Origin of the sequence: Beijerinckia sp. 28-YEA-48 (assembly GCF_900104955.1) — a bacterium.
Lineage (GTDB): Bacteria > Pseudomonadota > Alphaproteobacteria > Rhizobiales > Beijerinckiaceae > Terripilifer.
On record NZ_FNSI01000001.1, the window covers coordinates 5,562,200 to 5,587,819 of the forward strand.

Here is a 25,620-nt window from a genome sequence, read left to right on the forward strand (position 1 = left end):
AAGTTCGCGAGGTGATCTCAAGCTACGCGTCGATGCATTTCTATCAGGGTTTTTCCCAATTGACGTTACGCCACGCTGACGTGTTGATTTATCTCCCATGAGACGGTGCGAATCGCTGGGCCAATCGTGCGAACGATGGGGGTGCGCCATGAGCTTCTCGAATGTGGTCTCACCAATTGCTTCGTTCTGTTGGCAGGGCGGAGCGGCCGGCGCGCGCGGACGCGCTTTTGTATGCATGCGACATCTGCAATACGGCGCATCAATGCACGCGCTCATCTTGATCGCATCGAGCAACGCCCATGCCCAATCTTGTTCGCCACCGGCGCCCGGCCAGATCGCCGCCAACGGGTGCGCCGCCATTGTGCCTGGCGGGACCTTCTCCACTACCGTGATCACAACGCCGGTGTTCCTCACGCAGAATGGGGGCTCGATCACCGCAACGGCGCCTGTGACGCTGAGCTCTACCGGCGACCTCTCCTTCGGCGCGCAGGCGCTGACCGGGGCCACGATCGTTTTGAACGGCGGATCCGTCATCACGAACGGCGCCGGCGGCAACAAGGGAACGCCGGCCCTGCGCGCCAACGGCGCGGGATCGTCCATCACTGCGACCAACGTGGCGCTGAGTACGAACGGCGGTGGCTCATACGTCGTGATCTCCGAAAACAACGCGGCGATCACGCTCCATGGCGGCACGGTCGATGCGTTCAATACGGCCGTTCACGCCGCCGGCCTGAACACCGTCGGCAGCGGAACCACCGTTGGCGGCGGAGCAACCATCACGGCCGATCAGGGGCTGGTGATCCGCGCCACTGATGTCGGCGCCTTTGCGACGGGCGGCACAATCAATCTCGACACAGTCACGATCACGGAGCGGGTTGCCGCCGCCGCAAACACATCAGGGCTTCGCGCCGACACCAACTCAGCGCTGGCGACATCGCCCGGCCTCATCAACGCCAATAACGTCACCATCACGATGACCGGCAACGCGTCGTCAGGCGTGCTGGCTGTCGGCGGCGGCAAGGTTGTATTGACCAACAGCTCGATCTCGACCACGGGGACGTCGGGTTTCGGGATGTCCGCGGCACAGATCGCGCCGACGTTTCCTGGCATTTTGCCCGTCATCGATGCAACCAATGTCACCGTGACGACGTCGGGAATTGCCGGGCATGGTGCGTTCGCATACAACGGCGCGATCATCAATCTCAACACCGTCGACATCCGCACCTCGGGCGACACCGCCTACGGATTGAGCTCAGAAGGTTTCTTATTTTCGGGACCGCCGATCCTGACCGTACTCAACGGGACCAACGTCACGGTTCACACCACCGGACCGAACGCTTATGGCGCGGTCACCAACGAATCCGCCTTTATGAACCTGACCGACAGCACGATCTCTGCGACAGGCGCGAACGCCGGCGGCGTTTTCGTCGGCGACACGGGGTCGGTCACAACGCTGCTGCGCACTACGGTCACGAGCGCCCAATTCGACGGCGGACGCGCGGCCGATTCCGGGCATCTCTTCGTCACCGACAGCTCGATTACTGGCGCGCGTCACGGCATCCGCTCGAATGGTGGCACGGCTGCCGATCCCAACATTGTTTCGGTCTCTGGCGGCGTTCTGACCGCCGTCAGCGGCGACGCCTTCAATGCACATGACACGTTCTCGAAAATCGATGTGCGAAATGGAACGATGATCTCGAACGGCAGCGGAAACCTGCTGAACGTGATCAGTAATGACCCAGCGACCCTCATCAGCAACGTGGACTTCACGACCGCAAACATCGTGGCGAGCGGCAACATCATCGCCGATGCCACGAGCATCGCCAACGTCGCCATCACAGCGAGCAGCAAGATCACCGGAATCGAGCTGAACACGTTCACGACCGTCGACGCCAGCAGCACCTGGATCATGAATGGCAATTCGGATATCCATTCGCTGACGCTCGCCGGTCTCGTCGACTATACGCCACCGACCGGCGATTCGACGCTGCTGGCGAGCTACAAGACGCTGACGACGCAGAACTACATCGGCCAAGGCGGCACGCTGGGACTCAATACGTTCTTGGGCGACGACAGCGCGCCATCGGATCGGCTCGTCATCAACGGTGGAACGGCGACGGGCAATTCATTCCTGCGCATCACGAATACCACCGGCCCCGGCGCACTGACGATCGCCAACGGCATCCTCGTGGTCGACACGATCAATGGCGGCACGACGGTTCCTGGCGCGTTCTCACTCAGCCGTCCCGTCGTCGCGGGGCCGTTCGAATATAGGCTCTATCGTTCGAGCGTCGACGCCAGCAATCCGCAGGCCTGGTACCTCCGCTCGACGCTCGACTGCTCGCTGGCGCCGAACGCATCGGTCTGTCCGCCGACACCGCCCGGCCCGAATCCGCCCAGTCCGCCGATTCCCAACTTGCGCATCGAGACCTCGCTTTACGCCGCGATCCCCGCCATGGCGCTGCTCTATGGCCGCACGCTGCTCGACACGCTGCATGAGCGCGTCGGCGAGGAGGAGCCGCTTACGGTCGCACCGCTCTTCGAGGAGCGCGAAGTCTGGTGCAAGAACCCGGAGAAGAACTATCGCTGCGTCGTTAGCCTGCCTGTCAAGCAGGGTTCCTCGGGCGGAGGCGCGGCGGGAGGCCGCTACTTGACCTCAAGCTGGGGCCGTATCATCGGCATGCGTGGGGAACGCGACGGCGCGAGCAACGGAATCTTCGGCGCGGGGCCGCGTTATTCCTATGATTTCTTTGGCGTGCAGATCGGTCAGGACATCTACCGCCGCCAAGACAAGGACGGCGCGCGCGATTACGCCGGCCTTTATGTCGTCTATGGCGAGGCCAAAGGCCGCGTCACCCATTTCGACGGCCAGCGCGGCCGCAGTGATTTCACCGGCTACACGCTCGGTGCCTACTGGACTCATTTCGGCGCGTCCGGCTGGTATCTCGACGGCGTCGCGCAGGTGACACGGTACGACGTGATCAGCACCGCCAACCGCGGCCTGCGCTCGCTCAACACCAATGGCGTCGGCTTCGCCGCCTCGCTCGAAGGCGGTTATCCCTTCCGCTTCTCCAACGGTTATTTCATCGAGCCGCAAGCGCAACTAGTCTATCAAAAGATCAATCTCAACGGCGCCAGCGACGGTGCGGCGATGGTGCGCTTCAGCGATGTCGATTCGCTCGCCGGGCGCATCGGCGTGCGCTTGGGCCGCACCTGGGCACTGGATAACGGACCGGCGCCGCGGCTGATCACGGCTTGGCTGCGACCGAACCTGTGGCATGAGTTCCGCGGCGATCCCAAAACGGAATTCTCCTCGGCGACCGGCTTCATTCCGTTCCGGGCCGATCTCGGTGGCACTTGGTTCGAGATCAACGCCGGCATCAGCGGCCAATTGAACAAGAATGTCTCGGTCTATGCCAACGCCTCCTATGAGACGCGTTTCACCGGCAGCTCTAGCGCCTATAACGGTAAGCTCGGCGTTCGGGTGAATTGGTAGCGTTTGGGGCACGCACATGTTCTCGGTGCGCGAGCAATCCAGAGTATCGTAGAGAAAGCCGCAGCGCTGGTGACGCATGAGGCGTTCGCGCCGCGCCCAAGTCTGGCGCACGACGTTTCAAGCCGGCTGCGGCAAACGCGCGGCCGGCCCGACGATGATCTCTCCATAGGGACCGATGGCTGGCTTGCGCCGCTGACCATTGCTGGCGACATAAGCGACCATGAACGTTTTTCGGCCTGCTGGTGTGATCTTCACGAGAAAGCCCGGTATCATCGTATCGCGGGGTTCGTAATCGTGGTTCTTCGCGCCGGCGGCGTCAACAACCGTCTTAGTGATCTTGATTTTCGGCATTCCTAACCGCCGTTGAGGTTGGTTCCAGGTGCGGAATAGGTGCAGCGGGAAAGCCAACCGTGGTGTGTGTCCGGTTAGGTATGAAAAGATCGACTGCCGGAAAATCTGGTTTTGACGAACGGTTACCGGAAAATCGGATACCCCGGATAAACAGAGGATAGGTGATGTCTATCGCCTTAAAATTCCTCGGGTTCGACCCCGCCGTCCGCACCATTCCTTCGCCGCAGGCTTTACATTGGAAGCTCCGCAGGAAATCCGCCGAGTAGACTGCTCGAAGTAGGGGAAGGCCAACGAGCAAATGTCCCAAGCCAATCCGGAGTCCAACCCTCCTCTGGGGAAGGTAGAGACTGGACGGCGATGTCTAAAGCTTTCAGGCTACGCGAAGTGGGAAAGAAATCGGTTTTATCGAAAATGTGAGCCGTTCTACGTTGGCACAAACTGCACATTACAACGGATATGGAGTCAGCTAAGCTTCGAATGCTGTTGTGAGGAAAGGGGCTAACAATGCCGTTTTCTAAATCAAAGAACGCTCGTCCTGCGTGCGCGACACCGAAGTTTGTTGCTGCGTCAACAGTCCTGATCGGTCTTGTATTATGCCGTGTCTAACCGGCCAGCCCACGCCGTGCCCGTCATGGCGATCTCCGCTTCAGAGACGCCGGCGTCCGTCGCGGTCATGCCGTTGGCCCTCGCGGCAACGTCGCGGTCCGCCGGAGGACAGTCGTTCGTCCCGGCTGGAGGTGCGGTGTTCGCTGGACGCGTCCTGGCTGGTACCGTTGGCCCGTAGGTGGGGCGATCGCCGCGGGTGCCGCGATCGGCTTCGCGTTAGCCGCGACCGCCGTCGCATGGGCCGGAGCAGCGCCAGCGCCTGGAATGTGTTGGTATTACACCGATGCCTCCCGCACATAGGGATTCTGGGACTATTGCCCTCAATAGCTGCACAGTTAAGGGCTCACCATGGCGCATACAGGTGTTCAGGAACGTCAACGAGGCAGTGTATCTGCCGGATGCGATGGTCTGGATCGCAGGCGGGACGTTTCGCATGGGCGCGGATTGTCACGATCCCGAAGACGCGCGGGATCATCGTGTGACGGTCGGCATGTCCGTTGCCCCGATCGGCCTTCAGATGAGCCTTTTGAGAAACAGATAGGAGGATGTCTTGAATAGATTTGTTTGCGCTGCATTCGCTCTGCTTTTTGTGATGGTCCCGGCGTTGGCTCAGCCTTTGTCGTCGGAAGACCTCGCTCGCAGGAACGTCCAGCGGCGCGCTGTCGAGGCCGTCATCTGGGGCATGCCGGCTGTTAATTTCGACTTGATGTTCCAGGCCATGCTCAAAGCGGGCGGAAAGGAAAACCAGATCGTCTATTGGTCGCGCCTGCTGGACTGGAAGAACCAGACACTTACCCCGAATCCGAGCACGATCTACTTTATGCCCTTCATCAACACCAAGGTGGCGGGGCCGATGGTGCTGGAACTACCGGCGGCCAAGGGTGGCTCGGTCACAGGGACTATAACGGACGCCTGGCAGAATGCTCTTGAAGACGTTGGCCCAGCCGGCGCCGATAAAGGGAAGGGAGGAAAATATCTCATTCTTCCGCCAGGCTACAGCGGCAAGGTACCGCCGGGCTACATTGTGCTCCGCGCGGCCACCTACATGACGGGTCCCTTGCTTCGCTCCAACGTCACAGGCGGGAGTGCCGCCGACATCGCGAATGCGGTCGCTTATGGCAAGCGGATCAAGCTCTATCCGCTCTCGCGCGCTGCGACTCCGCCAGCGACGACATTTGTCGACGCGATCGATACTCTTTTCGACAGTACGATCCCCTACGACATTCGCTTGTTCGAAACGCTGGATCGTTTCGTGCAGAGAGAGCCGTGGCTGGATCGGGACAAGGCGATGATCGACCAGCTTAAATCGGTCGGCATCGAACAAGGCAAACCGTTCAATCCAGATGCAGATAAGCGGAAAGCTTTGGAACAAGCGGTGGAGGAAGCGAAAGGCTTGCTCGACGTTCGCTACGAAGCTCTCTTCACACCTTATTATCCAGGTGGTCGATGGGCGCTGCCCGTTGCCCCGGATGTGGTCGAGGGGCTCGCAAATAATTTTTCGAAGCCTGGCGTTTATCCGGTCGATGATCGCGGTGCGTTCTATTCCTTTGCTTACTCCAGTGTGAAGCACCTCGGATCGGGGCAGTTCTATCTTGTGACGATCAAGGACAAAGCTGGCGAGCAATTCAACGGCGCAGAGACCTACCGTTTGACTATACCCGCTAACGTTCCGGTCTCCCTTTATTGGTCGGCAACGGCTTATGACCGGGGAACTCATGCCTTGATCAAGAATGTTTCGCGTACGAGCCGTGGATCGAACGTTCCGGACGTTCAAAAGAACTCGGATGGCTCGGTCGATCTTTACTTTGGGCCGAAAGCCCCTGCAGGCAAAGAACTGAACTGGGTGCCGACAGATCCACAGCGTGGCTTTGAGGTGATGATGAGATTCTATGGACCGAGAAAGCCGCTATTCGACAAGAGTTGGCGATTGCCAGATATCGAAAAGCTCGCGGCGCAATGATGGACAGGAGGCTTATCATGAAAAATTCAGCGATAACTGCTCTCATGCTCGCGTGCCTGATCCCCGCGACAGCATTTGCGCAGGCTCCCGTTCCGGTCACTATCGATAACTTGTCCGCGCCGAAACCGACCTCTACTGCCTGGCCCGGCAAGTGCGGGTCTTCGCTGCATCTGATAATGAGTTGAGTGGCGAAGATGGTTCGGCTTCTTCCATCGTGCACACGCTGGGAGAGGGAGGAAGGAGGCGATAGCTGACGTAATATTTGTAAATATTGGACACGTAGTCGACCGTTTCGCGCCCAACAGTCCGCGCTGCCGCATGTTCGACATTGTCGAACCAAAGATTGGGGTCGAGGCCTTGGGCTTTTGCCGCGCTCCTAAATTTTTTGAGGTTGCCGGGACCCGCATTATAGGCGGCAAATGCAAAGAGCATCTTTTCTCGATCCGGCAGGTTGGCGTCTTTGATATAGGTGGCGATAAGATATCGCAGATAGGCCGCGCCCGCCTGGATGTTCCTGCCCGCGTCCGTTTCAATGCCGGAGATCGCGATCGTCTTGTCCGCCGCGGTCGATGGCAGCAGCTGCATGATTCCAACCGCGCCGCGAGGGCTGCGGCGGTGCTGATCGAGCTGCGATTCTTGAAATCCCTGTGCCGTCAGCATCAACCAGTCGAAGTTATAGGTGCCGGCATGGGCGCGAAAGAAAGGTTCAAGTTCGGCAAAGCGCTGGGCCGCGTCGGCTGAATTGCTGTTCTTCAGCAGCTTGTCGTCTTTGAAGTAACGTTGCTTGATATCGTTGCCTATTTTCGTGCCGACCTTATGTTCGGCGACGAATGCCGCGAGAATGGACGCAAGTTGCGGACTATTTTGACGGAAGGCCCAAGCGATGGATTGCTCGCTGGCAATCGCGAGGTCGGAACGAACTTTGAGATTGTCGAGAATGGTGGCCCAAATTTCCGCCTTGTGGCTGTCGACGATGGCGAAGGGCAGCAGGCCGGCGTTGACCATCGTCAAAATATCCTCGTCCTCCAAATTTTCCTCAAGAGGGACGACGCGCAGCGGCTGAAGGGCCCGCGCTGTGAAATCCTGGTTTAGTTTCTCGAGATGGGTGGCGTAGCTGCTCGAAAGGCGAACAGGCACATCTCGTCCGGCGAGGTCATCGAGCGTCGTTAGTTGCGGGCTCGCTGGCCCTGTCACAACGATCTCACTGATCTTATCGGACCAGGAAGGCGCAAACGCCACTTGTGCTTGCCGCTCGGCTGTCACGGTCAGATTGGCCGCCGCGATGTCACCGAGACCGGTCTTGAGTGCCGGCAGTATCTGGTCCCGCCGCGTTGGAACAAAGGCGACTTGGATGCGAAATGGCCCTGTCTTGTAACGTTTATTAAGCCAGTCTTCAAAGCGGCGACCAAGTTCCGCGCTCACACCAAGCTGGCGGCCACGGTCAATAAAAAAGAGCGTCTTACTGTAGGGGACAAGAATACGAATGATGCGTCGCTCCCGCATGGCATCGAAATCGCCCAGCCAGGGCTTGACCAAAGGTAGGCCAAGGTTTGCGGACAAAGGCTGCGCAGCTGCGTGCCCCGGCGCCATCGGAAGAGACAATGCGAGAAGCGCGGGGATCGTCAGTCCTCTGAAGAGGATGGCACTCCATAGCGAGATCGTGACACCGCGCTGCATAGTTTTTCCATCCAGCTCTGTAGCGAAAGCGATCAACTGGTTGTCGCCTGATGGATTATCAGGGCAATGCCATCCCTGCTTATTTGAAACCAATCAGCACGCCATCGGCGCCCAACGACAATTGCAGGCCTTGTCGGCGGGTATCGAGGTTCATGGTAACGCCCTTGCCGTTTTTCAACCAGATGCTGCCGCGCCCTTGGCGGCCAATCGCCCACCCTTCGCGGAGTTGAACATACGCGCCTGCGAAATCAGCGAGCCGTGTCAATCCGTAGACGCGGCCACGCGCCGTCAGCTTTGACGCGCCAATTCCTCCCAAACCCAGTCCGCCAACCGTGATGCCATAGGAGCGGCCACGAAAATTAAGCGTGCCGCCGCCGACTTCACCAGATCCGATGAAAGCCACTTGGATCTGCTCGATATAGACCGTGCCCGTTTGCGGACCTAGCTGCCGTGGTTGCGCGATCGCTGGAGCAGCGACAAGGATCGCGGCGGCGCCGAGCAGCAATTTAAAAACGTTCATTGCCATACTCCTTATTCCAACCCGACTGCGGTCGGTTCTGTTTGCGGGCTGTACGATTTTCACATTGCCGCTCTTTGCGATATCAAGCCTCGGCGTGGGAGCCTGATGGTACGGGCATCGTCCCTGGCTGCTCTATCCGGTAAAACCCGTGGCACGCATGGGGGCTTCCCCTAACTTGTCGAGAGGCGAGATCGCTGATTGGCAAATCGATCCAGGAGGGCTCATCGTCGATTTGAGCGTGCGCTTGTGGCGGCTCGGCTATCGGGAGGGCGGATTGAGCGCTGGCAGTGGCGAGGCGTGAATATCCTTTTTCGCCGTTTTGCCGCGGCCGGCGCGGGTTACGAGCGCCGCCAGTTCCTTTCCGCATTGGCCCGGCCACGCGCCGGCTTGAGCGAACAGGCTGCGTTCGAGTTGATCGATCAGGGACAGCAGAGGCGCATTCTGCGCGAGGTCTCGTCTGGCGTCAGAGGATAAACGCGCCAACCAGATCTGGAGTGCGCGATAGGTCGCGGCGGCGTCACCGGTTTTGGCCGCCTTGCGTAAGGCTTTGCGGGCGCATGTCTCCGAGTTCAGATAACGTTCGCGACGTTGGCGCCCGGCCGTTGCCAATCGCGGCCAGAAGCGGACCCAGAGCACAAGCAACAGGATGCCGATAGACAGGGCGATGGCAATGGCCGGCCAATCCCTGAGCAGGGCGCGCCATTTCGACTGCCATGGTACGGCGATCGCCGCGACAGCAATCGTCACACCCGGCAATGTTTCGGAACGCGCCTGTCGCTCCTTGGTGTCCCACCAGGGTTGCGACAAGGCTGGCAGAACGTAGGTGCCGGCCTTCTCGAAGACATATGTGATCTTGTCGGTGCGAGAGCCTTTTACCGCGCCGCGATTGATGGTGTCGTTGACGAGGGGCGGGTCGACATAGGCGCGAACGCCCGCTGGTGCGGTGACGTGGAACTCGACCATGCCGAGAGCAGGCACATCCGCGGCCTGTCGTTGAATGGTGCGGGTGATCGCGCCGCCGGCTTTGAAGGGCGTCGAAGCTGGGTCGGGCGACCAGGTTTGGCTTACGCTGACGCTTGGGGCGGCCAGGACCGGCCCGGACGGATCGATCCCGGCCGGCACTGTGACCGCAAACCGTAGCGGCTGTCCCTTGGCCGCCCCGATCGGGTCGCCGGCGCGATCGAGCAGCGTCACGTCGGCTGCGGGAAGGTCGATATCGCCACCGCGCCTTGGGAAGACGATGAACTCGAAACGCTGGCCAACATAATCCTGACTTTCGATGCGATCGCGAATGGTGATCGCCTGCGTTTCGAACCGCATGATCTGGGCGCCGGAGGTCTCGGCGATCTTGACCAAAGGCGGTCTCGGCATTTCGCCGGGAAACAGGACCTCGACATGGAGCAGGACCGGCTGGCCGATGACGATGTTTTCGGATGGGGTGATCGAGGCGCGGACAAGTGGCGCCGTGGCGGAGGTCTGCGCCACGGCCGAACTCGTGAGACAGCAAAGGAGAAGGAGGCGGATGAGGCGGATCATGGACTGTTCCGCTCGGCTGCTGACTGAAGTTGATAGGAGAATTTGACACGCAGGAAGTCCGCGGGCCTGGTCTGGACCTGCTTCAGCCAAAGCGCGCGCACGGCCTCGTCGGACATGGGCTGGCCTGGCTCTTGCAGCGTCGTGTCCTCGCCGCCCTTCTTCGTTTTATCAAAGACGATCTCGTCGGGCTTGGATTCGGTGTCGTCGTTGACACCGCCTTCGGCTTTCTTGCGTTCGCCGCGGATGCGGGCAATCTCGCGATTGGTGACGGCATCCGTCCAGCCGGGGTGAAGGGCGAGCGCCCGATCGTAGCGTTTCACGGCCTCCTCATATTGTCCGAGCATGACGAGGGCGTTGCCCTGATTGTAGGCGCTGTCGGCTGTGTCGCTGGCGGCAAAGGCCTGCGCTGCCGCCTTGAAGTCTCCGGCCCTGTATAGCGCGGTGCCGCGCCAAAGCGGGTCACGAAAGGCCTCGGCTGCCGCCGCCGGCTGGTTGCGGTCGAGCAAGATGCGCCCGCGCTGGTCTGGCGTCAGGAACAGGTTACGCCAACCCAGATGCTGCGCCGTAACGACGAGGGCCACGGCGGCGGCGAGAGCGACGGCTAGGTAGGGCAGCCAATTCTTTGTGCCGGCGCGGCTCATGTCAGCACCCAGCCACGGCGGAACCAGAGCAAAACGAGCAGCGCGAGAATGGGCGTGAGCCAGTAGCCTGCTTCCTGCCAGTGTTGACCTTCGCCCGCGGCATCCGAAATGCGGCCGATACGATCGAGACGGCGAGCGAGGGCGGTGACATCGGCTTGGTCCGGTGTGGTCGCGACGACGGTCGCTCCCAGCGCGCGGGCCGCATCCAGGATGCTGACGGCGTCGAGATTGGGCGGTAACAGGGACAGGATCGTGATCTTGCTGCCGTCGGCATCGCCGAGCCGTGAGAGCTGCTCTCCGGCGACCGTGTCGGCCATGATCAGGATCGAGCCGCCGTGGCCGTTGCCGGTGAGAACCCGCTGCGCCAAAGCGACGGCGTCGGCGAGATCGTCGCCTTCTTTCGGCATAACGGCGGGTTCCAAAGCTTTCGCGAGATCGAGCACGACTTTGTTGTCTGCGGTGGGCGGGAGCACGAGATGCGAGGAGCCCGCGTAGGCGATGAGACCGGTGGCGGCGCTCTCGCGCAGGGCAAGGAGATCGGAGAGTTTCTGGCGCGCCCGGTCGAGCCGCGTCGGCGCGAGGTCTTCGGTCATCATCGAGTGCGTGACTTTGAGAACAGCGACGACCGGCGGCTGAGCGTCGGCGAAGGGCGAAGGTTCGCGCTGCCAGGCCGGACCTGCAACCGCGATGGCGGCAAGTGTCCAGCCGAGCAACAATATGGCGTTGGGCGTGATACGGGACGTCGCGCGGTTGTCGACCAGGAGATATCGCAGCAGCTCCGCATCGATGATCGGTCGCCAGCGGCTGGCGCTATCGGCGATCCGATGCTCGATCAGCACCAGGATGAGGGCTACAGGGAGGGCGAACAGCCAGAGCGGGCGCTCGAAATGAAAGGCGGACAGAGCCTCGATCATGATGCCCCCGTCGCGGTTGCGGCCTCGTCGGCTTGCGGGCGCGTCCGTCGGTGGCCGCGCAGCAGACGTAATGCCTGCGTCAGCAGCGACAGGACGAGAGCTGCGGCCAGGGGCATCCAGTAGACGTCACGCTTCGGGCGGAAGCTCACTGTGTCGATCCGGCGCGTCTCGATCTGGTCGAGGCGCTGATAGATTCCAGCGAGCTGGTTGCGATCGAGGGCGCGGAAGAAGCCGCCCCCCGTCTTGCTCGCGACCTGTTTGAGCGCCGCTTCGTCGAGCTTGTCTTCGCCCGCAGCGGTGGGATCGCCGACGGCGACGGTGTGGATGACGATGCCTCGGTCCTTCGCCACGGCGGCTGCCTCCACGGGCGGCACCTTGCTCGTGGTGTCGTTGCCGTCGGTGAGCGCGATGATGGTCTTGGCTTTGACCGTGCTCTTGTCGAAGAGCCCGATGCCGAGGCCGATGGCATCGCCGAAGGCGGTGCGTGGCCCGGCCATGCCCACCACCGTGTCGCGCAGTAAGGCGCGGCAGAGTTCGAGATCCGTCGTGAACGGCACGAGCACGAAAGGCGCATCGCCGAAGACGACGACGCCGACGCGGTCGCCCTTGCGCCGTGAGAGGAAATCATCAAGCACTTGTTTGACCGCGGTCAAGCGGTCGACCGTCTGGCCGGACGTATCGATGAAGTCCTTGGTGTCCATCGATCCGGACAAATCGACGAGCAGAAGCAAGTCACGCGTCGGGCGGTCCTGGTGCAGCGGTGGTTCAATCCATTGCGGTCGCGCCAAAGCGCCTAATGTTAGCAACCAGCAGACGACAAGCACGATCAGGGGGAGGGGGCGGCGTGGCGTCACGACGCTGCCGCGATGCGGCTGCTGACCGCTCAATCTGACGAGCCGATCGAAGAAGGGCACGCGTAGTCCGGTCCGGTTGCTGGTGTGGGCCGGCAGAAGCAGCCAAACCGCGAAGGGCAATGGTGCGAGGAGGGCGAGCCATGGATAGGCGAAGGTGAGCATCGTCAAGTCTCCGCACTGAGAGGCTTGCGTCTGCTGCGAATCCAGCGTGTGGCATCGCCGATGAATTTGTGGAGTTCGAACGCGTCGGGTGGGGGGCCGGAACGATAGACCCCGCTCAACAGCGCGTGGAGCGTCTGCGCCTCGAAGCTTGCTTTCGCTTTGATGAAATCCGCCCAGGCCAAGCCGCTGAGAAACGCCACCTGTTCCCGGCCATAGTCGACCATGGCGACACGTTTCAGGATGGCCGAAATACGCTCGACTATAGCAGGATCGCCGCGCCCTATTCCGGCAGCGATCGCGTTCAGTTCGGCGATGGCCGCCCGGCGATAGGCGGTGGCCCGATATCTTTGAACCATGCGCCACAGCATGATGGCGAGCAGGGCGCCGCAGGCCGCAGTGACAATCCACAGGCCGGGCGCCGGTGGCCAGAACGAAACCTCTGGCGGGAGTGCCAAGTCGCGCAGATTGGCAAGGCTTCCCGGATCGTCGCTCATGAAGCGCTCCGGCCTTGGGCACTCGCAGCTCGGCGGTCGCTGCTGCGGCCGATCAGTTCACGCAGTTGATTGGCGACGTCGCGCTCAGTCGAGATCGGTAAGATGGGGATCGCCCGGTGACGCGAAAGATTCGCCAGCCGTGTCCGCCACGCCGCATGTTCCGTCGAGAATCCGTTGCGCAGACTCGACGATGAGGTGTCGATCTCGATCTGTCCCGAGGGCGCGCTGAAGACGGCGGGGCCTACATCGGGAAGAGCATGCTCCAGGCGATCATGGACATAGATGGCCATGACATCATTGTGGGCGCATAGCTGCGTCACCAGGCGTGTCGTCTCGTCGTCCTCCCCCGCAGCATCGGAAATCAGGCAGACCAGCCAGTCATGCGTCGCTATGCGCGCGGCACGCAGCAAAGCCTCATTGAGCTTTTGGCCCGCGGCCTCGGAGGGGGCGGCTTGCCCCAGCGCCTGGTTCTGCCGAACCACCTCGGCGAGCACGCGCACGACGCCTGTTTCGCGCCGTTGCGGCTTGATCTCGACGATCTCTTCGTCGCCGAACACCACCGCGCCGACCCGGTCGCCGAGGGAGGTGACACGCCAGGCGGCCAGCGCTGCAGCTTCCGCCGCCGCGACCGATTTCATCGCCCGTCGGCTGCCAAAGAACATCGTGCTGCGCTGGTCGACAAGCAGCAGGATCGGGCGGTCGCGCTCTTCCGAATAGACGCGGACGTGGGGAGAGCCGAGGCGAGCCGTCGCCAACCAATCGATCGAGCGCGTGTCGTCGCCCTCGAAATAGTGCCGCAGCTCCTCGAAATTCAGGCCACGGCCACGCAGCCGCGAAGCGTGGCGACCAGCCAGCAGGCTGTGCACGGGCTGACGAGGCAGGAAGCTGAAGCCCTTGGCGCGATGCTTCAGCCGCAACAGTTCGTCGAGCGTGATAAAGGCCCGCGCGCCCGCTGTGGAGCGTGTCTCGCCAGGTCGTTGTTTCTCGCGCATCATGCCCATAAGCGCGCCTCGCGTCAGGCTGCGACCGCAACCTGTTTGACGATCTCGTCCAAAACGCCATCGGCGGTGACACCATCGGCGCCCGCCTCGTAGCTCAACGAGAGACGGTGCCGCAGGCAATCATGGGCGATTGCCTGGACATCGTCCGGCGTGACGTAGGTGCGCCCTTGCATCCAGGCATAGGTGCGCGCACAGCGATCAAGCGCAAGCGAACCGCGCGGACTGGCACCGATCGAAATCCAATTCTTCAGTTTGTCGCCAAACCCGGCCGGACGGCGCGTCGCGGCGATGAGGGCGACCATATATGTCTCGACAGTATTCCTGGTCGTGACCTGATCGATTTCGGCGCGTGCCGCGAAGATGGCTTTCTGGGGGATCTTCGGCTGGGGCTGTGCCGCCTGCCCCGACGCCGTGACGTTTTCCGAACGCACGAGCCGCATCACCTTCACCTCGTCGGCATCGGAGGGATAATCGATGCGAATATGCATCAAGAAGCGATCCATCTGCGCCTCGGGCAGGGGATAGGTGCCTTCCTGTTCGATGGGATTTTGGGTGGCGAGCACCATGAAGAGATCGGGCAGGTCGTAGCGCTTGCCCGCGACCGTGACATGGCGCTCCTCCATTGCCTCGAGCAAGGCGGATTGCACTTTCGGTGGGGCACGGTTGATCTCATCGGCCAGAATGAGGTTGCCGAAGACCGGTCCTTTACGGAATTCGAACTGCCCGTCGCCGCGCAAAATCTCCCCGCCTGTGACATCCGAGGGCAAGAGGTCCGGCGTGAATTGGATGCGGCTGAAATCGGATTCAAGATTCTTCGACAGGCTCTTGATTGCCCGCGTCTTGGCGAGGCCGGGCAGACCTTCCAGCAACACATTGCCATTGGCGAGAAGCGCAACGACCAGGCGCTCGACGACGCGCTCCTGGCCGATGATGTCTTGGTTGATCCGCTTCTGGAGGTCGGCGATGGCTGCCCGTGCCGTTGATCCGCTGCCTTCGTCCTTCGTTTCGTCTTCTGCAATCGTCATGGCGAGCGCTCTGGCGGGAATACGGCTTTCCAGTCGGACTTCATATCGACGATGGTCCAGCCCTTGGCGCGGCCTTCGTCGAGGGCCTTGTCGAGCTTGCCGACATGAGATTTGCGGTCATAGGCCCATTCGCGCTCGGCGTCCGTATGATGCACGATCAGCGCCAGCCGGGCGCCAGCACCGGCGGTCGTGTATTGTAGCATCTGGAGATCGCCATCTGAATTGCCGAAGGCGAGGATCGGACGGCGCCCAATGAAGCGGTTGATGCCGACGGGCTTGCCGGGGCCATCGTCGACGAACTCGACCTTGGGCTCCTTGAGCAGCTCTGGTCTGCCGTCTGCTCCCATGCTGAACTTCACTGCGCCCGACGAACCGATCACCTGCTCGGGCGGGATGCCGTAAACCTTTTCGGCAAAGACGCGCATGAATTCGACGCCGCCACCCGAGACGATGAAGGTCTTGAACCCGTTGGCCCGCAGGTAGTTTAGCAATTCGATCTGTGGCTGATAGACCATCTCGGTATAGGGACGTTTCTTCATCGGATGCCGGGCGGTGTTCAACCAATTGGCGACGGAGGTCTCGAAATCTTGCGTCGTCATGCCCGTGTGGGTCGCGGCCATGACTTGCAGGAGTCCCTTTTCGCCTGAAGCGGCGAGGCCTTTCATGTCGCCGGCCAGGATCGAGCGGTAGGGCTCCTTGCCCTTCCAATCCGGATTCTGGGCGCTCAGCCGTTTCACCTCGTCGAAAGCGAACTGAAGCTGGAAATAGACTGGCTGTTCGGCCCAGAGGGTGCCGTCATTGTCGAAGGTGGCGATCCGCTCCGCCGGCTTCACATAATCCGGGCCACCTTCCTGCGTCACCTTCTTCACGAAGGCGAGGATGGCCGACTTCGCCGTGCCGTCGTTCCAAGAAGGCAATGGCGCAGGCAATGGAGAGGGCGAGGGATCGGCCTGGGCAAAGGCTCCTGTGGTTGCGGTGGTCGCGCCAATCAGTAGCGCAGCCGCGCCGGCGAGGGCATCGCGCCGGCTCGGCTGTCGCGCGTCCATGGCGTCTCTCTTCTCCGGTGTTTGCCGCAGTTGGCTCATTCACGCATTCCCCCGGTGAACCAGCGGTAATAGGAATTCTCGGGCGCGGCCTGCGCAACCTGCCGCATCTGCCGGGCCCAGCGCACCCTCTCGCCGGCATAGGCGGCGAGGCCGGCGTCATAGAAGGTGAGGAGAGTGTCGGTTTCGGTGGCGAGCGCCGCCTTGAAAGGATCGTCGGCACCGATGATGACGGGCGCGCGCTGCATGTCCATCAAGGCCGGCAATGTGGTGTTCAACTCGTAGCGACGAACCCAGCCGGCATATTCGATGCGCGGATCGTTATCCGTGACCGGCCTGGCGGCGCCAGCGTAGCGCTCCAGTCCGGCGCGGTCGGTGACGAATGTCGCCAGCAGCGCGGCAGGGGAGGCAATGCCAACATCGGCGAGGGCTTTGGCCACCTCCGGCTGTCCGAGCCGCTGGGTGATCCGCTGCAGATCCAGCGTCACGGGTTCCTGCGAACCGATCAGCAGCATCTCGTGCAGCTCGGTTGTCCAAAGCGTGGCATGGGGGAAGACGTCAAGGAAGCTGCGCACCAGGGAGCGCGTGTCCTCATCGTTCTGCGTCGGCAAGGGGAGCCATTGCGCCACGAGCCCCTGCGCGGTGAGGCGCGAACGGGCAAGCGAATAAAAGTCGCTCGAATAAAGGTTCACGACACCGGCCGCGGAAGGCGGCGGGGGCTCCAACGTAATCAGGTCGTAATGGTCGCTATTGCGCAGAAGCTCGCGACGCCCGTCGCGCAGGCGGATATCGAGGCGGGGATCGCGCGTTGCCTGAAAGTTGCCGTCGAAGGCTGAAGCCGCCCGCACCACGCTCGGCAGCAGTTCGGCGACCACGCGCCGCTCCAGCCCCGGATAGGTGAGGAGAGCGCCGGCGGTGATGCCGGTGCCGAAGCCGATCACCAGCGCCGATTTGGGTTCGCCATTGTGGATGATCAAGGGCAGCAGCGCTTGCAGCCGCATATAGCGCAGCGACGGCATGGCATCGCCGGAGTTCGAGACGCCCTGGATGTAGAGACGGCGGAAGCGGTTGCGTCCCGCGCCGCGCTCGACCACCGCCACGGTGCCGCCGAGGCCTTCTTCATACGAGATCAGGTTCGCGCCGCTGGCGCCCGGCAGCAGTGCCGCCAAGCGGTCGGCCGGAAGGAGAAAGGCGGTGACGCAGGCCAGGCCGCCAATAACTACAGTGCCGAGCCAGGCTTTCGAGGCCGCTCGTATCTCGCGTAACGCCGCGATCATTCCAATCGCGGCGGCGGCTATGGCAAGGACAGCGAGGCTGCGCACCAAGCCCAGCGCTGGAACGAGAATGAAGCCGGTGAGGGCCGTGCCGAGGATCCCACCGAACGTGTTGCCGGCGACGATGAAGCCGACGCCACGACCGATTTGCCCGGGCGCGACGGCCAGTCGCAACGCGGCGGGAAAAGCCGCTCCGAGAAGGATCGTGGCGGGCAGGACCACGCAGATCGCAGCCACAGCGAAGCGGGCGGACATGCCGGCAAAGGCGCTGCCGGTCAGTTGCAACACCCATGCCTCGACCAGGCTCTGCAGTTGAATCAACCAGGGGCCGAGCAAAGCGATCGGCAGGATCGCGGCAAGGCCGGCGCCCGCGATGAGTAATCCGAAAACGCTCCACGGCCGGGCGATGCGATCGGCCCGCCGCGCGAAGAGGGCGGCGCCGATGGCGAGACCGGCCAGGTAAGTCGCGAGCAGGATGGAGAAGGCGAAGCTGCGCGTGCTCATGAAGGGGACGATCGCCTGCGACCAGACGACCTCGTAGCCCAGCGCTATTCCGCCGGCGATGGCGTAGAGACCAAGCGCCAGTTTTCCTTCGCGCGACAAGCGGGTCGCTTGCGGCTTACGGGTAACTTCGGGGGCTGGCCGCTGGGCCGGCCTGGCGGTTCTGCCAACGGCGAGCGCAAGCAGGGCGGCTGCCAGGCACAGGCCGGCCGCGACGAAGGCCGAGCCGCGCATGCCCGCAGTTGGGATGATCAGGAACGAAGACAGCAGCGCGCCTGTGATGGCGCCCGCCGTGTTGGCGGCGTAAAGCCGACCACCGATCGCACCGACGCCGTCGCGTTGTCCCATGGCATAGCGGGTGAGCGCCGGCAGCGTGCCGCCCATGAGGATCGCGGGAATGCCGACCAGGGCGAACACCAGCGTCCAGGCGAGCAGCGGACTGATTTGTTCGAGGCTGGCAAAGAGGGGCGCGGCCTGGGCGAGGCCGAGGGTGGCGGCCACGGCGAGCACGGCGACGCCGCCTTCAAGGGCGGCATAGAGACGCAAAGGATGGGCAGTGCGATCGGCCATGCGGCCAAAGACGAGGCCGCCGATGGCGAGGCCGGTGAAGAAAGCGCTGACGCCGATGGTGACGGCATAAACATCGACACCGACCACCAAGGAAAGCTGCTTGATCCAAAGCACCTGGCAGATGAGCGCGGCTATGCCAGACAAAAATAGAAACAGCGCCGGAAAGCTTTCGCCGGTGCGCGCATCTATGCGTGCTTGGTTGGCTCTGGCCGAAGAACGCGTGGTTCTTCGGCCAGAGCGGCGCGTTGAGGCCTGGTCGGCGCGCGCCAATGTCATCTCTTCGCCTTCACATCCTTCAGCAGGATGTCGAGCGCCTGGATGACCGTCTTGTCGGGATTAGCCTTGCAATAGACGATGATCTGATGCTCGCCACTCTTTGCCCGCGAGAAATGGGCAAAATGCTTCTTGGCGAGGCCATTGTACCAGCCGCTGTACCAGGCGGCGAGCATGTCGGCGTCCTCCTGATAGGTGTTGGCGAGCTGGGCGCAGGTCAGCTTCTGCACATCGATGAAGCCTTTGGCGTCGGCATAGGTGGAGAGTTCGACGGCCGCGTGGGCGGAGAAGGCGGCAAATGCCGTGATGGCTGCGGCGCAAGCGCTCGAGAGCATAAGTCGGTTGATCGGCATAAAAGACTCCTTGAGTCGAAGTGTGAGAGTCATCGGGCGCCTCGATCGAGGCGCCCGACCGCGCCATTATTCGAGGCCGCGTTTCTTGAAGGACTCGTCGATCTTCTTGTCGACCGCGCGCCTCACGTTCTCGATGCTGAAGCTCGCGATGCGCTGGCTCGGCGGATATTCCACGAAGGTTTCCAGAAATTGCGTAGCCTTGATCACGCTCTGGGCGACGAGATAGGCATTCTCGGTCCGCCATTGATCGTAACCGCTGCCAGAAATCTCGGCATGCTCGTAGGGGTCCATCCGCAGATTGAACATTTTCGGCACGCGAAGCCTTGTGAATGGATTAGCCCAGATGTCCATCTGGCCGGGCATCTCCTGCTTCTCGAACGCGAACTTCCAGTTGTCGAAGCGCGTGGCGACGAGATCGCCGTCGTCGTTGAAGTAGAAGAACTCGTTGCGCGCGCTCTTGTCGGTTTTGCCGGTGAGGTAGTCGAGTTGATTATAGCCGTCGAGATGGACGCGGAAATTGGTCGCGCTGCCCTGCGGCTGCCAGCCCTTGAGCAGGCGTTCCTTGACGTCCGTGTCGCCCGCTGCCGCCAGAAGGGTCGGGAACCAGTCGAGACCAGAGACGATGCCGTTGCTGACCTCACCGGGTTTGACTTTGCCGGGCCAGCGGATCATGGCGGGCACGCGGAACGCGCCTTCCCAGTTGGTGTCCTTTTCCGAACGGAACGGCGTCGTTGCTGCATCCGGCCAAGTGAAGGCGTTAGGGCCATTGTCCGTCGTGTAGATGACGATGGTGTTGTTGGCTATCCCTGCGTCGTCGAGCGCCTTCAGCAGTTTGCCGACGTTCTGGTCCATTTCGATCATGCCATCGGCATATTCATTGCCTGGCATGCCGCTCTGGCCGCGCATCGAGTCGCGCACGTGGGTGAACACATGCATGCGGGTGAAGTTCATCCACGTGAAGGCGGGCTTATTCGCTTTCGCCTGACGCTGGATGAAGTCGATTGCAGCAGCGGTGGTTTCATCGTCGATGGTTTCCATACGCTTGCGGGTCAGCGGGCCGGTATCCTCGATCTTGCCATCGGCCGAGGTCTTCAGCACGCCGCGGGGAGCGTAGCTTTTCTGGAAGATGGGGTCGTTCTTTGGCCAATAGGGCCGCTCCGGTTCTTCCTCGGCGTTAAGGTGATAGAGATTGCCGAAGAATTCGTCGAAGCCGTGCGCAGTAGGCAGATACTCGTCACGGTCGCCAAGATGGTTCTTGCCGAACTGTCCGGTGGCGTAGCCACGCGCCTTCAGCGCCTGAGCGATCGTGATGTCGCCCTTCTGAAGGCCGACGGTAGCGCCTGGCGCGCCGACTTTGCATAGGCCGGTGCGCAGGCAGGCTTGGCCCGTGATAAAGGTCGAACGTCCGGCGGTGCAGGAGTTCTCAGCATAGTAATCCGTGAACAGCATGCCTTCGTTGGCGATACGGTCGATATTGGGCGTCTTGTAACCGACGAGCCCACGCGTATAGATACTGAGGTTCGCTTGACCGACGTCATCGCCAAAAATGACGAGGATATTGGGGGCCGCCTGTTGACCCTGGGCAGCGGCCGGGGCAGGGCGTGTTTGCGCCTCGGCGCCAGAAATCAGAGCGGCGGAGCCGACGGTAACGATCGCAGCGATCGTCGCGCAGGCGACCAAGAGACGCCGTCGCAAGGATTGGGAGGGCGTTGGTGGCGATCCCTTCTCTTGTATCAGAAGCTGTGCATTCATGCGGGCTACTCCTCTGCTGCGGGCGAACGCGGCCCGGGAAAACGGCTCAGTCTTGCGAGTTCGCGCTGGGTCGAAGAACACAGCGAAAGCCCAGATGGCAGGTGGAGGTATCGACCGGCTCGGCATGACGGGCGGCCGGCCGATAGCGTCGGCAATAGTTGGGCGCGCAGAGATGCGAGCCGCCTTTGATGACGCGGCGCGGAATGCGGATATTGGGTTGGCGCGGGTCGAAGCTGGCTTCCGCTTGCGCGCCGCGCGGGTTCTTGGGGATGCAGCACGCCTTGACGGCATCTCCGGTATGGCGCGGCGCGAAGAAGTCGCTGGTCCATTCCCAGACATTGCCGATCATGTCGTAGAGGCCGTAGCCATTGGCCGGGAATGCGCCGACAGGCGAGGTGCGCTCATAGCCATCGAGCTTGAGATTCTCGTTGGGAAATTGCCCTTGCCAGGTGTTGGCCATCTGGCGGCCCTCAGGGTTTAACCCGCCATCGCCCCAGGCAAACTCCGCGCCATCGAGGCCGCCACGGGCGGCGAACTCCCATTCTGCTTCGGTCGGCAGATCCGCGCCGAGCCAGGCCGCATAGGCGCAGGCATCTTGATAGGCGACATGAACAACCGGGTGATCATCAAGGCCGCGATTGGTCGAGTTGCGGCCATAGGGACGGCGCCAATTCGCGCCGAATTCGAAATTCCACCACCGGCTCCAATCGCGCAGATCGACCGTGCCGCCGGGCGCCCGAAAGACAAGCGACCCGGCTTTCAGCATGCTGGCGAGCGCACCTGGATAGTCCTTTGGATCGGGCGGTGTTTCGGCAAAGGTGCGATGACCGGTGGCCTCGATGAAAGCGCGGAACTGTTTGTTGGTGACCGGCGTGCGTTGAATCCAGAAGCCGTCGACGCTGACGCGATGAACCGGCGCTTCTTCCGGATAATGCTTGTCAGATCCCATTTTGAATGTGCCGCCAGGCACCCAGACCATGTCGAGGTCTGAACCGCGATCCTTCAGAGGAGGAGGGGCAAGCTCGCCTGTTATCATGCCGAGACGATAGTAACTCGGCCAACGGGCCTCTATCCGGCAAAACCCCCAGTCTCGGGAAAAGATGTCCCCGGCGCGATCACATCCGCGATCACATCATTGAACGGACATGTTGTAATGGCTTCGAAAGCGCCGCACGCGATGGGTTTGGCGCGCGGCACCTTCCGATTCCTTGCCGCTCCGGCGCGAGAAAATACCTACGGGTTCGCCAATGAAGGTTCTGGGGTTAACCCCGATACCGCTATTCGGCTTGTCCTCCGACAATTTGCTGAGCTTACGCGGCGGCATCGGTCATCGCGTCAACGCTGATATGGGTGGTTTGGGCGTCTGCATGGTCGTGACTTCCAAGAAGTTTCGGCTGCGCCGCAGCGCGCTCTGCGAATGGGCGGAGGGATGCAAAATGCCGGTGAGGCGAGAGTGGTGCCGCAGGGTCCTGGCTGCGATCCTGTCTCTAACCGCGGTTTCCCTGCTTGCTCCCACGGAGGGAACTGCCCAGAGCAGACGCAACCGAACATCCAGCAGCACCATCGAAGGCCCGCGGATCGATCCGAATGCGCTCGCGGCGCTGGCGAAGATGGGCGGATATCTCCGTTCGCTTTCGTCGTTCGAGCTGAATGCGACGACGTTGATCGAAGTCGTTCTGGATAACGGTCAGAAGATCGGCGTGCCCGGAACGGCGCGGTATCGCGTCGTTGTGCCAAACAAGTTGCGCATCGATGTGGTATCCGAGGCGCAGAATCGCGAGTTCATTTACGACGGCAAGACTTTCACCTTCGTTTCGCCGCGCGAACGCTATTACGCCCAGGCTGATGCGCCGCCCACCATCAAGGCAACGCTTGAACTGGCGGCTGCCAAATATGGCATAGAGCTGCCCTTCGCCGATTTGTTCCTGTGGGGCACGGATGATGCGCCGGTCCGCGATGTCTTCGAGGCCTCGAAAATCGGCGAACTCACCATCGACAATGCCCGCTGCGAGCATTGGGCGTTCCGCTCTCCCGGCCGAGACTGGGAGGTTTGTGTGGGCATAGGCGAAAAGCCGCTGCCCTTGCTGTTGGCCATCGTCAATACAGCCGATCCGGCCATGCCTCGCTTTCAGGCCATGTTGAATTGGAATTCCGCTCCCACTCTGTCCGACGACCTCTTCACCTACACGCCTGCCGCCGATGCGAAGCGCATCGAGTTCTTGACCGCGGATGTGAAGGAGCTGCGCTGATGAGCAAGCTGAAATCAGGCCGTTCTGCCTGGGTTGCCATCCTGAGCGCAGCGGCCGCCACCACATGCGTTGTCGTCGACGCAGCCCAGGCGCGCTTCGCCTTTGGCGGACGTGGCGGGCATATGAATGTCGGGCCCGGCTTCAACGCCGGCCGTTTTGGCGGCGGTGGCTTTGGGCCTCGTATGGGGCCAGGCTTTCGACCTGGCGGCGGGTTCCGTCCGGCTTACAGCCCGTCCATGGGCTATCATCCGGCGTTACCACGTCCCTACGCAGGCGTCGTTCCAGGCCGTGGCCCTGGCCATCCTGGCCAGCAGCATGTCGGTCCGGGGCCTCATCCCGGTCCGGGGCCACATCCAGGTCCCGGTCCTCATCCGGGTCCTGGCCCTCATCCTGGTCCGGGACCAGGTCCCGGCCCGGGTCCGCACCCGGGACCCGGCCCTGGCCCGCATCCCGGGCCTTATCCTTATCCGGGACCTATCCCGCCAGCGCCGCCGATCTATCCCGGTTACTATTGGGGTAATCCCTGGGTTGCCGATCCGCTGGCCGTGGCTGGCGCAGCGGCCGTGACCGCAGCCGCCATTGGCTCGGTTGTCGCGACGCTGCCGCCCCAATGCGCCGCGCAGAACGTCAAGGGTGTCACTTACGAACTGTGTGGGTCGACCTGGTTCAAGCCCACCTATTCCGGCAACCAATTGGTCTACATCGCCGTCGCCTCGCCGCTATGAGCGGGGCGATCCGATGCGCGGAAATGAGCTGCTGTTTTGAACGAGCCGGCGGCGCTATCGCGTCTTGAGCCGTGAGCCGCAGCGGCTCAAGCGCTTAAGGCTCGATGAGCTTGTTGCGAATTGCATAGCGCACGAGCGCGGCGGTGGTGGTAATGCCCAATTTGTGCATCGCCGAGCCGCGATGGGATTCAACCGTCTTCAAACTGATGTTGAGAATTCGGCTCGCGGACTTGCTGGAGTGGCCTTCGGCGATCAGCTGAACGACTTCCCGTTCGCGCGCGGTGAGCGTCGTTTCACCAGGAATGGCCGGCTGCGACAAATAGAGTTTGAGAAAGGCTTCCGTGACCCGGCCGGTGAAGAAGGGTTGCCGGCGGATCATCGATTCAATGGCCGCGATGAGCTGCTTATCGGCATCGGACTTCAGTAAAAATCCGCGAGCGCCAGCGGCCAGAACATCGCGCATCAGCACCTCATTGTCATGCATGGTGAAGATGAGCACTTCCGTATCCGGACTGACGGTCTTGATCCGCCGGGTCAGTTCGGCGCCATTCAGCGAAGGCAGGGAATAATCGATGACGGCCACCGTCGGCTTGGTTTGCTCGGCGATGGCGAAAGCTCTCGCGCCATCATCGGCTTCTCCAACGATTTCCCAGCCTGGGCGGGACTCGATGATGGCCCGCACGCCACGCCGAACCACATCGTGATCATCCGCGATCATAATGGTCGTAGCGCTGAAGCGCTGTGCCATCGGGGCCGGGCCATCGTGTTTTTTTGAAGGAACCATGTAGTCCCCTGAGGCGCGGTGAACGATCACTGGGCGGAGATCCTGATACTGATTGTATCGCTCATAGTGGCATAGGCTATTTTCCAAACCCTTATTAACATCGGGACAAATACCTAGTTCGACGGTTAATAATATTCCGAGGGTCGGGCTTCGGAAATCGCTTTTATCATCCGTGTTGGTGCGGCCCAGTCGTGTCGAGCCCAAGAGCTGAAGCGAAAGACCGCTGGATCAAAAGGCATGGAATTTGGTGCGGGAACCGCTGCCGCGCTGGCCTGCCTTCCATCCCGATTGATCGCAAATCTGGTTGGCTTTCGGCAGCATGGCAGAGTTGCTGGATGATAGCCCTCAGGGAAAACCCTCCCCCAGAACGACGAGATCGCGTCGCGTCCTGCGCCGCCGCCCGAGGGGACGCAAAGCGGCGGAAGTAGGGTTTCATTCCCGGAAGAGCTGGGGGTTTCCCGCATATGGCGGCTTCCGTGAACTGGTACTTTAGCCGGGTTCAAGTGGGTAAAGGCAGGGGCGCTGAACATCCACAGTCCGCTGCGCACTCAACCAGGGAGACGTATCATGAGATTGTTGGCAATAACTCTGATTGCAGCCGTGTCGGCGATCGCCATTGCACAGTCGGCTTCGGCGCAGCAGCGTCCGACAAGGGACGCGGCCATTTCACAGTGCGTTGCGATGGCTCAGAAAGCCGTTCCTACTATCGTTGATGCTGCTGATCCCAATACAAACGCACGCCTGAACATCTATAAGTCGTGCATGAGGAGGATCGGCTATCGGGCTTAGAACTCCCGTCTTCTGCGCGAAAGCCTGACTTCAATGAGGTCATCTGCGATGAGCCGGGCGGGAAACCGAC

20 protein-coding genes are annotated in these 25,620 nt (G+C 61.8%); 4 read left to right on the forward strand and 16 right to left on the reverse strand.

The window, feature by feature from the left end; all coding sequences use genetic code 11:
* Window positions 1–262: 262 nt before the first annotated feature.
* Window positions 263–3,496 carry an autotransporter family protein gene (locus BLW50_RS26095; protein WP_170850359.1) on the forward strand — a complete coding sequence of 1,078 codons (3,234 nt, stop codon included), beginning with the start codon at window positions 263–265 and terminating at the stop codon, window positions 3,494–3,496.
* A gap of 117 nt (window positions 3,497–3,613) precedes the next feature.
* On the opposite strand, the gene BLW50_RS26100 is transcribed toward BLW50_RS26095, so the two are convergent.
* Window positions 3,614–3,847 (reverse strand): Arm DNA-binding domain-containing protein, encoded by a 234-nt coding sequence (locus BLW50_RS26100; protein WP_090707744.1) that lies wholly within the window; start codon window positions 3,845–3,847, stop codon window positions 3,614–3,616.
* A 1,156-nt stretch (window positions 3,848–5,003) separates the two neighbouring features.
* Between BLW50_RS26100 and BLW50_RS26110 the strand changes: the two genes are divergently transcribed.
* A complete protein-coding gene (locus tag BLW50_RS26110) occupies window positions 5,004–6,413 on the forward strand; it encodes a DUF1254 domain-containing protein (protein WP_244544401.1) in 1,410 nt (469 codons plus the stop codon).
* 132 nt (window positions 6,414–6,545) lie between these two features.
* Here the strand turns inward: BLW50_RS26110 and BLW50_RS26115 are convergent, their stop codons facing one another.
* The 14 genes from BLW50_RS26115 to BLW50_RS26180 form a co-directional block, all read right to left on the reverse strand.
* Complete coding sequence (locus tag BLW50_RS26115) at window positions 6,546–8,183, reverse strand: MltF family protein (RefSeq protein WP_244544402.1); 1,638 nt, start codon at window positions 8,181–8,183, stop codon at window positions 6,546–6,548.
* Window positions 8,170–8,610 carry a hypothetical protein gene (locus BLW50_RS26120; protein ID WP_090707750.1) on the reverse strand — a complete coding sequence of 147 codons (441 nt, stop codon included), beginning with the start codon at window positions 8,608–8,610 and terminating at the stop codon, window positions 8,170–8,172. The genes BLW50_RS26115 and BLW50_RS26120 overlap by 14 nt, the downstream gene beginning before the upstream one ends.
* A gap of 258 nt (window positions 8,611–8,868) precedes the next feature.
* Window positions 8,869–10,095, reverse strand: a complete 1,227-nt coding sequence (locus tag BLW50_RS26125; RefSeq protein ID WP_170850360.1) for a BatD family protein — start codon at window positions 10,093–10,095, stop codon at window positions 8,869–8,871.
* A 47-nt stretch (window positions 10,096–10,142) separates the two neighbouring features.
* A complete protein-coding gene (locus BLW50_RS26130) occupies window positions 10,143–10,787 on the reverse strand; it encodes a tetratricopeptide repeat protein (protein WP_090707757.1) in 645 nt (214 codons plus the stop codon).
* A complete protein-coding gene (locus BLW50_RS26135) occupies window positions 10,784–11,701 on the reverse strand; it encodes a VWA domain-containing protein (protein WP_244544403.1) in 918 nt (305 codons plus the stop codon). The genes BLW50_RS26130 and BLW50_RS26135 overlap by 4 nt, the downstream gene beginning before the upstream one ends.
* On the reverse strand, window positions 11,698–12,717 hold the full coding sequence (locus BLW50_RS26140) for a VWA domain-containing protein (protein WP_090709745.1): 1,020 nt from the start codon (window positions 12,715–12,717) through the stop codon (window positions 11,698–11,700). The genes BLW50_RS26135 and BLW50_RS26140 overlap by 4 nt, the downstream gene beginning before the upstream one ends.
* 2 nt (window positions 12,718–12,719) lie before the next feature.
* Complete coding sequence (locus tag BLW50_RS26145) at window positions 12,720–13,211, reverse strand: DUF4381 domain-containing protein (protein WP_090707760.1); 492 nt, start codon at window positions 13,209–13,211, stop codon at window positions 12,720–12,722.
* Window positions 13,208–14,212 (reverse strand): DUF58 domain-containing protein, encoded by a 1,005-nt coding sequence (locus BLW50_RS26150; protein ID WP_090707762.1) that lies wholly within the window; start codon window positions 14,210–14,212, stop codon window positions 13,208–13,210. The genes BLW50_RS26145 and BLW50_RS26150 overlap by 4 nt, the downstream gene beginning before the upstream one ends.
* Before the next feature lie 14 nt (window positions 14,213–14,226).
* Window positions 14,227–15,237, reverse strand: a complete 1,011-nt coding sequence (locus tag BLW50_RS26155) for an AAA family ATPase (RefSeq protein WP_090707764.1) — start codon at window positions 15,235–15,237, stop codon at window positions 14,227–14,229.
* Window positions 15,234–16,283: an HAD family hydrolase gene (locus BLW50_RS26160; RefSeq protein ID WP_090709749.1), complete on the reverse strand. Its 1,050-nt coding sequence runs from the start codon at window positions 16,281–16,283 to the stop codon at window positions 15,234–15,236. Before BLW50_RS26160 ends, BLW50_RS26155 begins: the two co-directional genes overlap by 4 nt.
* Window positions 16,284–16,318: 35 nt before the next feature.
* Window positions 16,319–18,901, reverse strand: a complete 2,583-nt coding sequence (locus BLW50_RS26165) for a fused MFS/spermidine synthase (protein WP_139267748.1) — start codon at window positions 18,899–18,901, stop codon at window positions 16,319–16,321.
* The gene (locus BLW50_RS26170; RefSeq protein WP_244544404.1) at window positions 18,898–19,251 is read right to left on the reverse strand and encodes an HdeA/HdeB family chaperone; all 354 of its coding nucleotides are present in this window, start codon (window positions 19,249–19,251) and stop codon (window positions 18,898–18,900) included. The genes BLW50_RS26165 and BLW50_RS26170 overlap by 4 nt, the downstream gene beginning before the upstream one ends.
* 66 nt (window positions 19,252–19,317) lie before the next feature.
* The gene (locus BLW50_RS26175) at window positions 19,318–21,003 is read right to left on the reverse strand and encodes an arylsulfatase (protein WP_090707768.1); all 1,686 of its coding nucleotides are present in this window, start codon (window positions 21,001–21,003) and stop codon (window positions 19,318–19,320) included.
* A gap of 46 nt (window positions 21,004–21,049) precedes the next feature.
* Window positions 21,050–21,982 carry a formylglycine-generating enzyme family protein gene (locus BLW50_RS26180; RefSeq protein ID WP_090707770.1) on the reverse strand — a complete coding sequence of 311 codons (933 nt, stop codon included), beginning with the start codon at window positions 21,980–21,982 and terminating at the stop codon, window positions 21,050–21,052.
* 268 nt (window positions 21,983–22,250) lie between these two features.
* Here BLW50_RS26180 and BLW50_RS26185 point away from each other — a divergent pair, with 268 nt between their 5' ends.
* Window positions 22,251–23,252: a DUF2092 domain-containing protein gene (locus BLW50_RS26185; protein ID WP_090707772.1), complete on the forward strand. Its 1,002-nt coding sequence runs from the start codon at window positions 22,251–22,253 to the stop codon at window positions 23,250–23,252.
* Window positions 23,252–23,977, forward strand: coding sequence for a hypothetical protein (locus tag BLW50_RS30520; RefSeq protein ID WP_139267749.1), 726 nt, complete (start codon window positions 23,252–23,254; stop codon window positions 23,975–23,977). The genes BLW50_RS26185 and BLW50_RS30520 overlap by 1 nt, the downstream gene beginning before the upstream one ends.
* 94 nt (window positions 23,978–24,071) lie before the next feature.
* Here the strand turns inward: BLW50_RS30520 and BLW50_RS26200 are convergent, their stop codons facing one another.
* On the reverse strand, window positions 24,072–24,965 hold the full coding sequence (locus BLW50_RS26200; protein ID WP_348272868.1) for a response regulator transcription factor: 894 nt from the start codon (window positions 24,963–24,965) through the stop codon (window positions 24,072–24,074).
* Window positions 24,966–25,620 lie beyond the last annotated feature (655 nt).

Excerpts from the sequence above, each read along its gene's own strand:
- BLW50_RS30520 (WP_139267749.1), top strand. The coding sequence starts at position 23,252 with ATGAGCAAGCTGAAATCAGGCCGTTCTGCCTGGGTTGCCATCCTGAGC.
- BLW50_RS26175 (WP_090707768.1), bottom strand. The coding sequence starts at position 21,003 with ATGAATGCACAGCTTCTGATACAAGAGAAGGGATCGCCACCAACGCCC.
- BLW50_RS26100 (WP_090707744.1), bottom strand. The coding sequence starts at position 3,847 with ATGCCGAAAATCAAGATCACTAAGACGGTTGTTGACGCCGCCGGCGCG.
- BLW50_RS26150 (WP_090707762.1), bottom strand. The coding sequence starts at position 14,212 with ATGGGCATGATGCGCGAGAAACAACGACCTGGCGAGACACGCTCCACA.
- BLW50_RS26160 (WP_090709749.1), bottom strand. The coding sequence starts at position 16,283 with ATGGACGCGCGACAGCCGAGCCGGCGCGATGCCCTCGCCGGCGCGGCT.
- BLW50_RS26170 (WP_244544404.1), bottom strand. The coding sequence starts at position 19,251 with ATGCCGATCAACCGACTTATGCTCTCGAGCGCTTGCGCCGCAGCCATC.
- BLW50_RS26130 (WP_090707757.1), bottom strand. The coding sequence starts at position 10,787 with ATGAGCCGCGCCGGCACAAAGAATTGGCTGCCCTACCTAGCCGTCGCT.
- BLW50_RS26145 (WP_090707760.1), bottom strand. The coding sequence starts at position 13,211 with ATGAGCGACGATCCGGGAAGCCTTGCCAATCTGCGCGACTTGGCACTC.
- BLW50_RS26135 (WP_244544403.1), bottom strand. The coding sequence starts at position 11,701 with ATGATCGAGGCTCTGTCCGCCTTTCATTTCGAGCGCCCGCTCTGGCTG.
- BLW50_RS26165 (WP_139267748.1), bottom strand. The coding sequence starts at position 18,901 with ATGACATTGGCGCGCGCCGACCAGGCCTCAACGCGCCGCTCTGGCCGA.
- BLW50_RS26185 (WP_090707772.1), top strand. The coding sequence starts at position 22,251 with ATGAAGGTTCTGGGGTTAACCCCGATACCGCTATTCGGCTTGTCCTCC.
- BLW50_RS26155 (WP_090707764.1), bottom strand. The coding sequence starts at position 15,237 with ATGACGATTGCAGAAGACGAAACGAAGGACGAAGGCAGCGGATCAACG.
- BLW50_RS26180 (WP_090707770.1), bottom strand. The coding sequence starts at position 21,982 with ATGGTCTGGGTGCCTGGCGGCACATTCAAAATGGGATCTGACAAGCAT.
- BLW50_RS26140 (WP_090709745.1), bottom strand. The coding sequence starts at position 12,717 with ATGCTCACCTTCGCCTATCCATGGCTCGCCCTCCTCGCACCATTGCCC.
- BLW50_RS26120 (WP_090707750.1), bottom strand. The coding sequence starts at position 8,610 with ATGAACGTTTTTAAATTGCTGCTCGGCGCCGCCGCGATCCTTGTCGCT.
- BLW50_RS26095 (WP_170850359.1), top strand. The coding sequence starts at position 263 with ATGCACGCGCTCATCTTGATCGCATCGAGCAACGCCCATGCCCAATCT.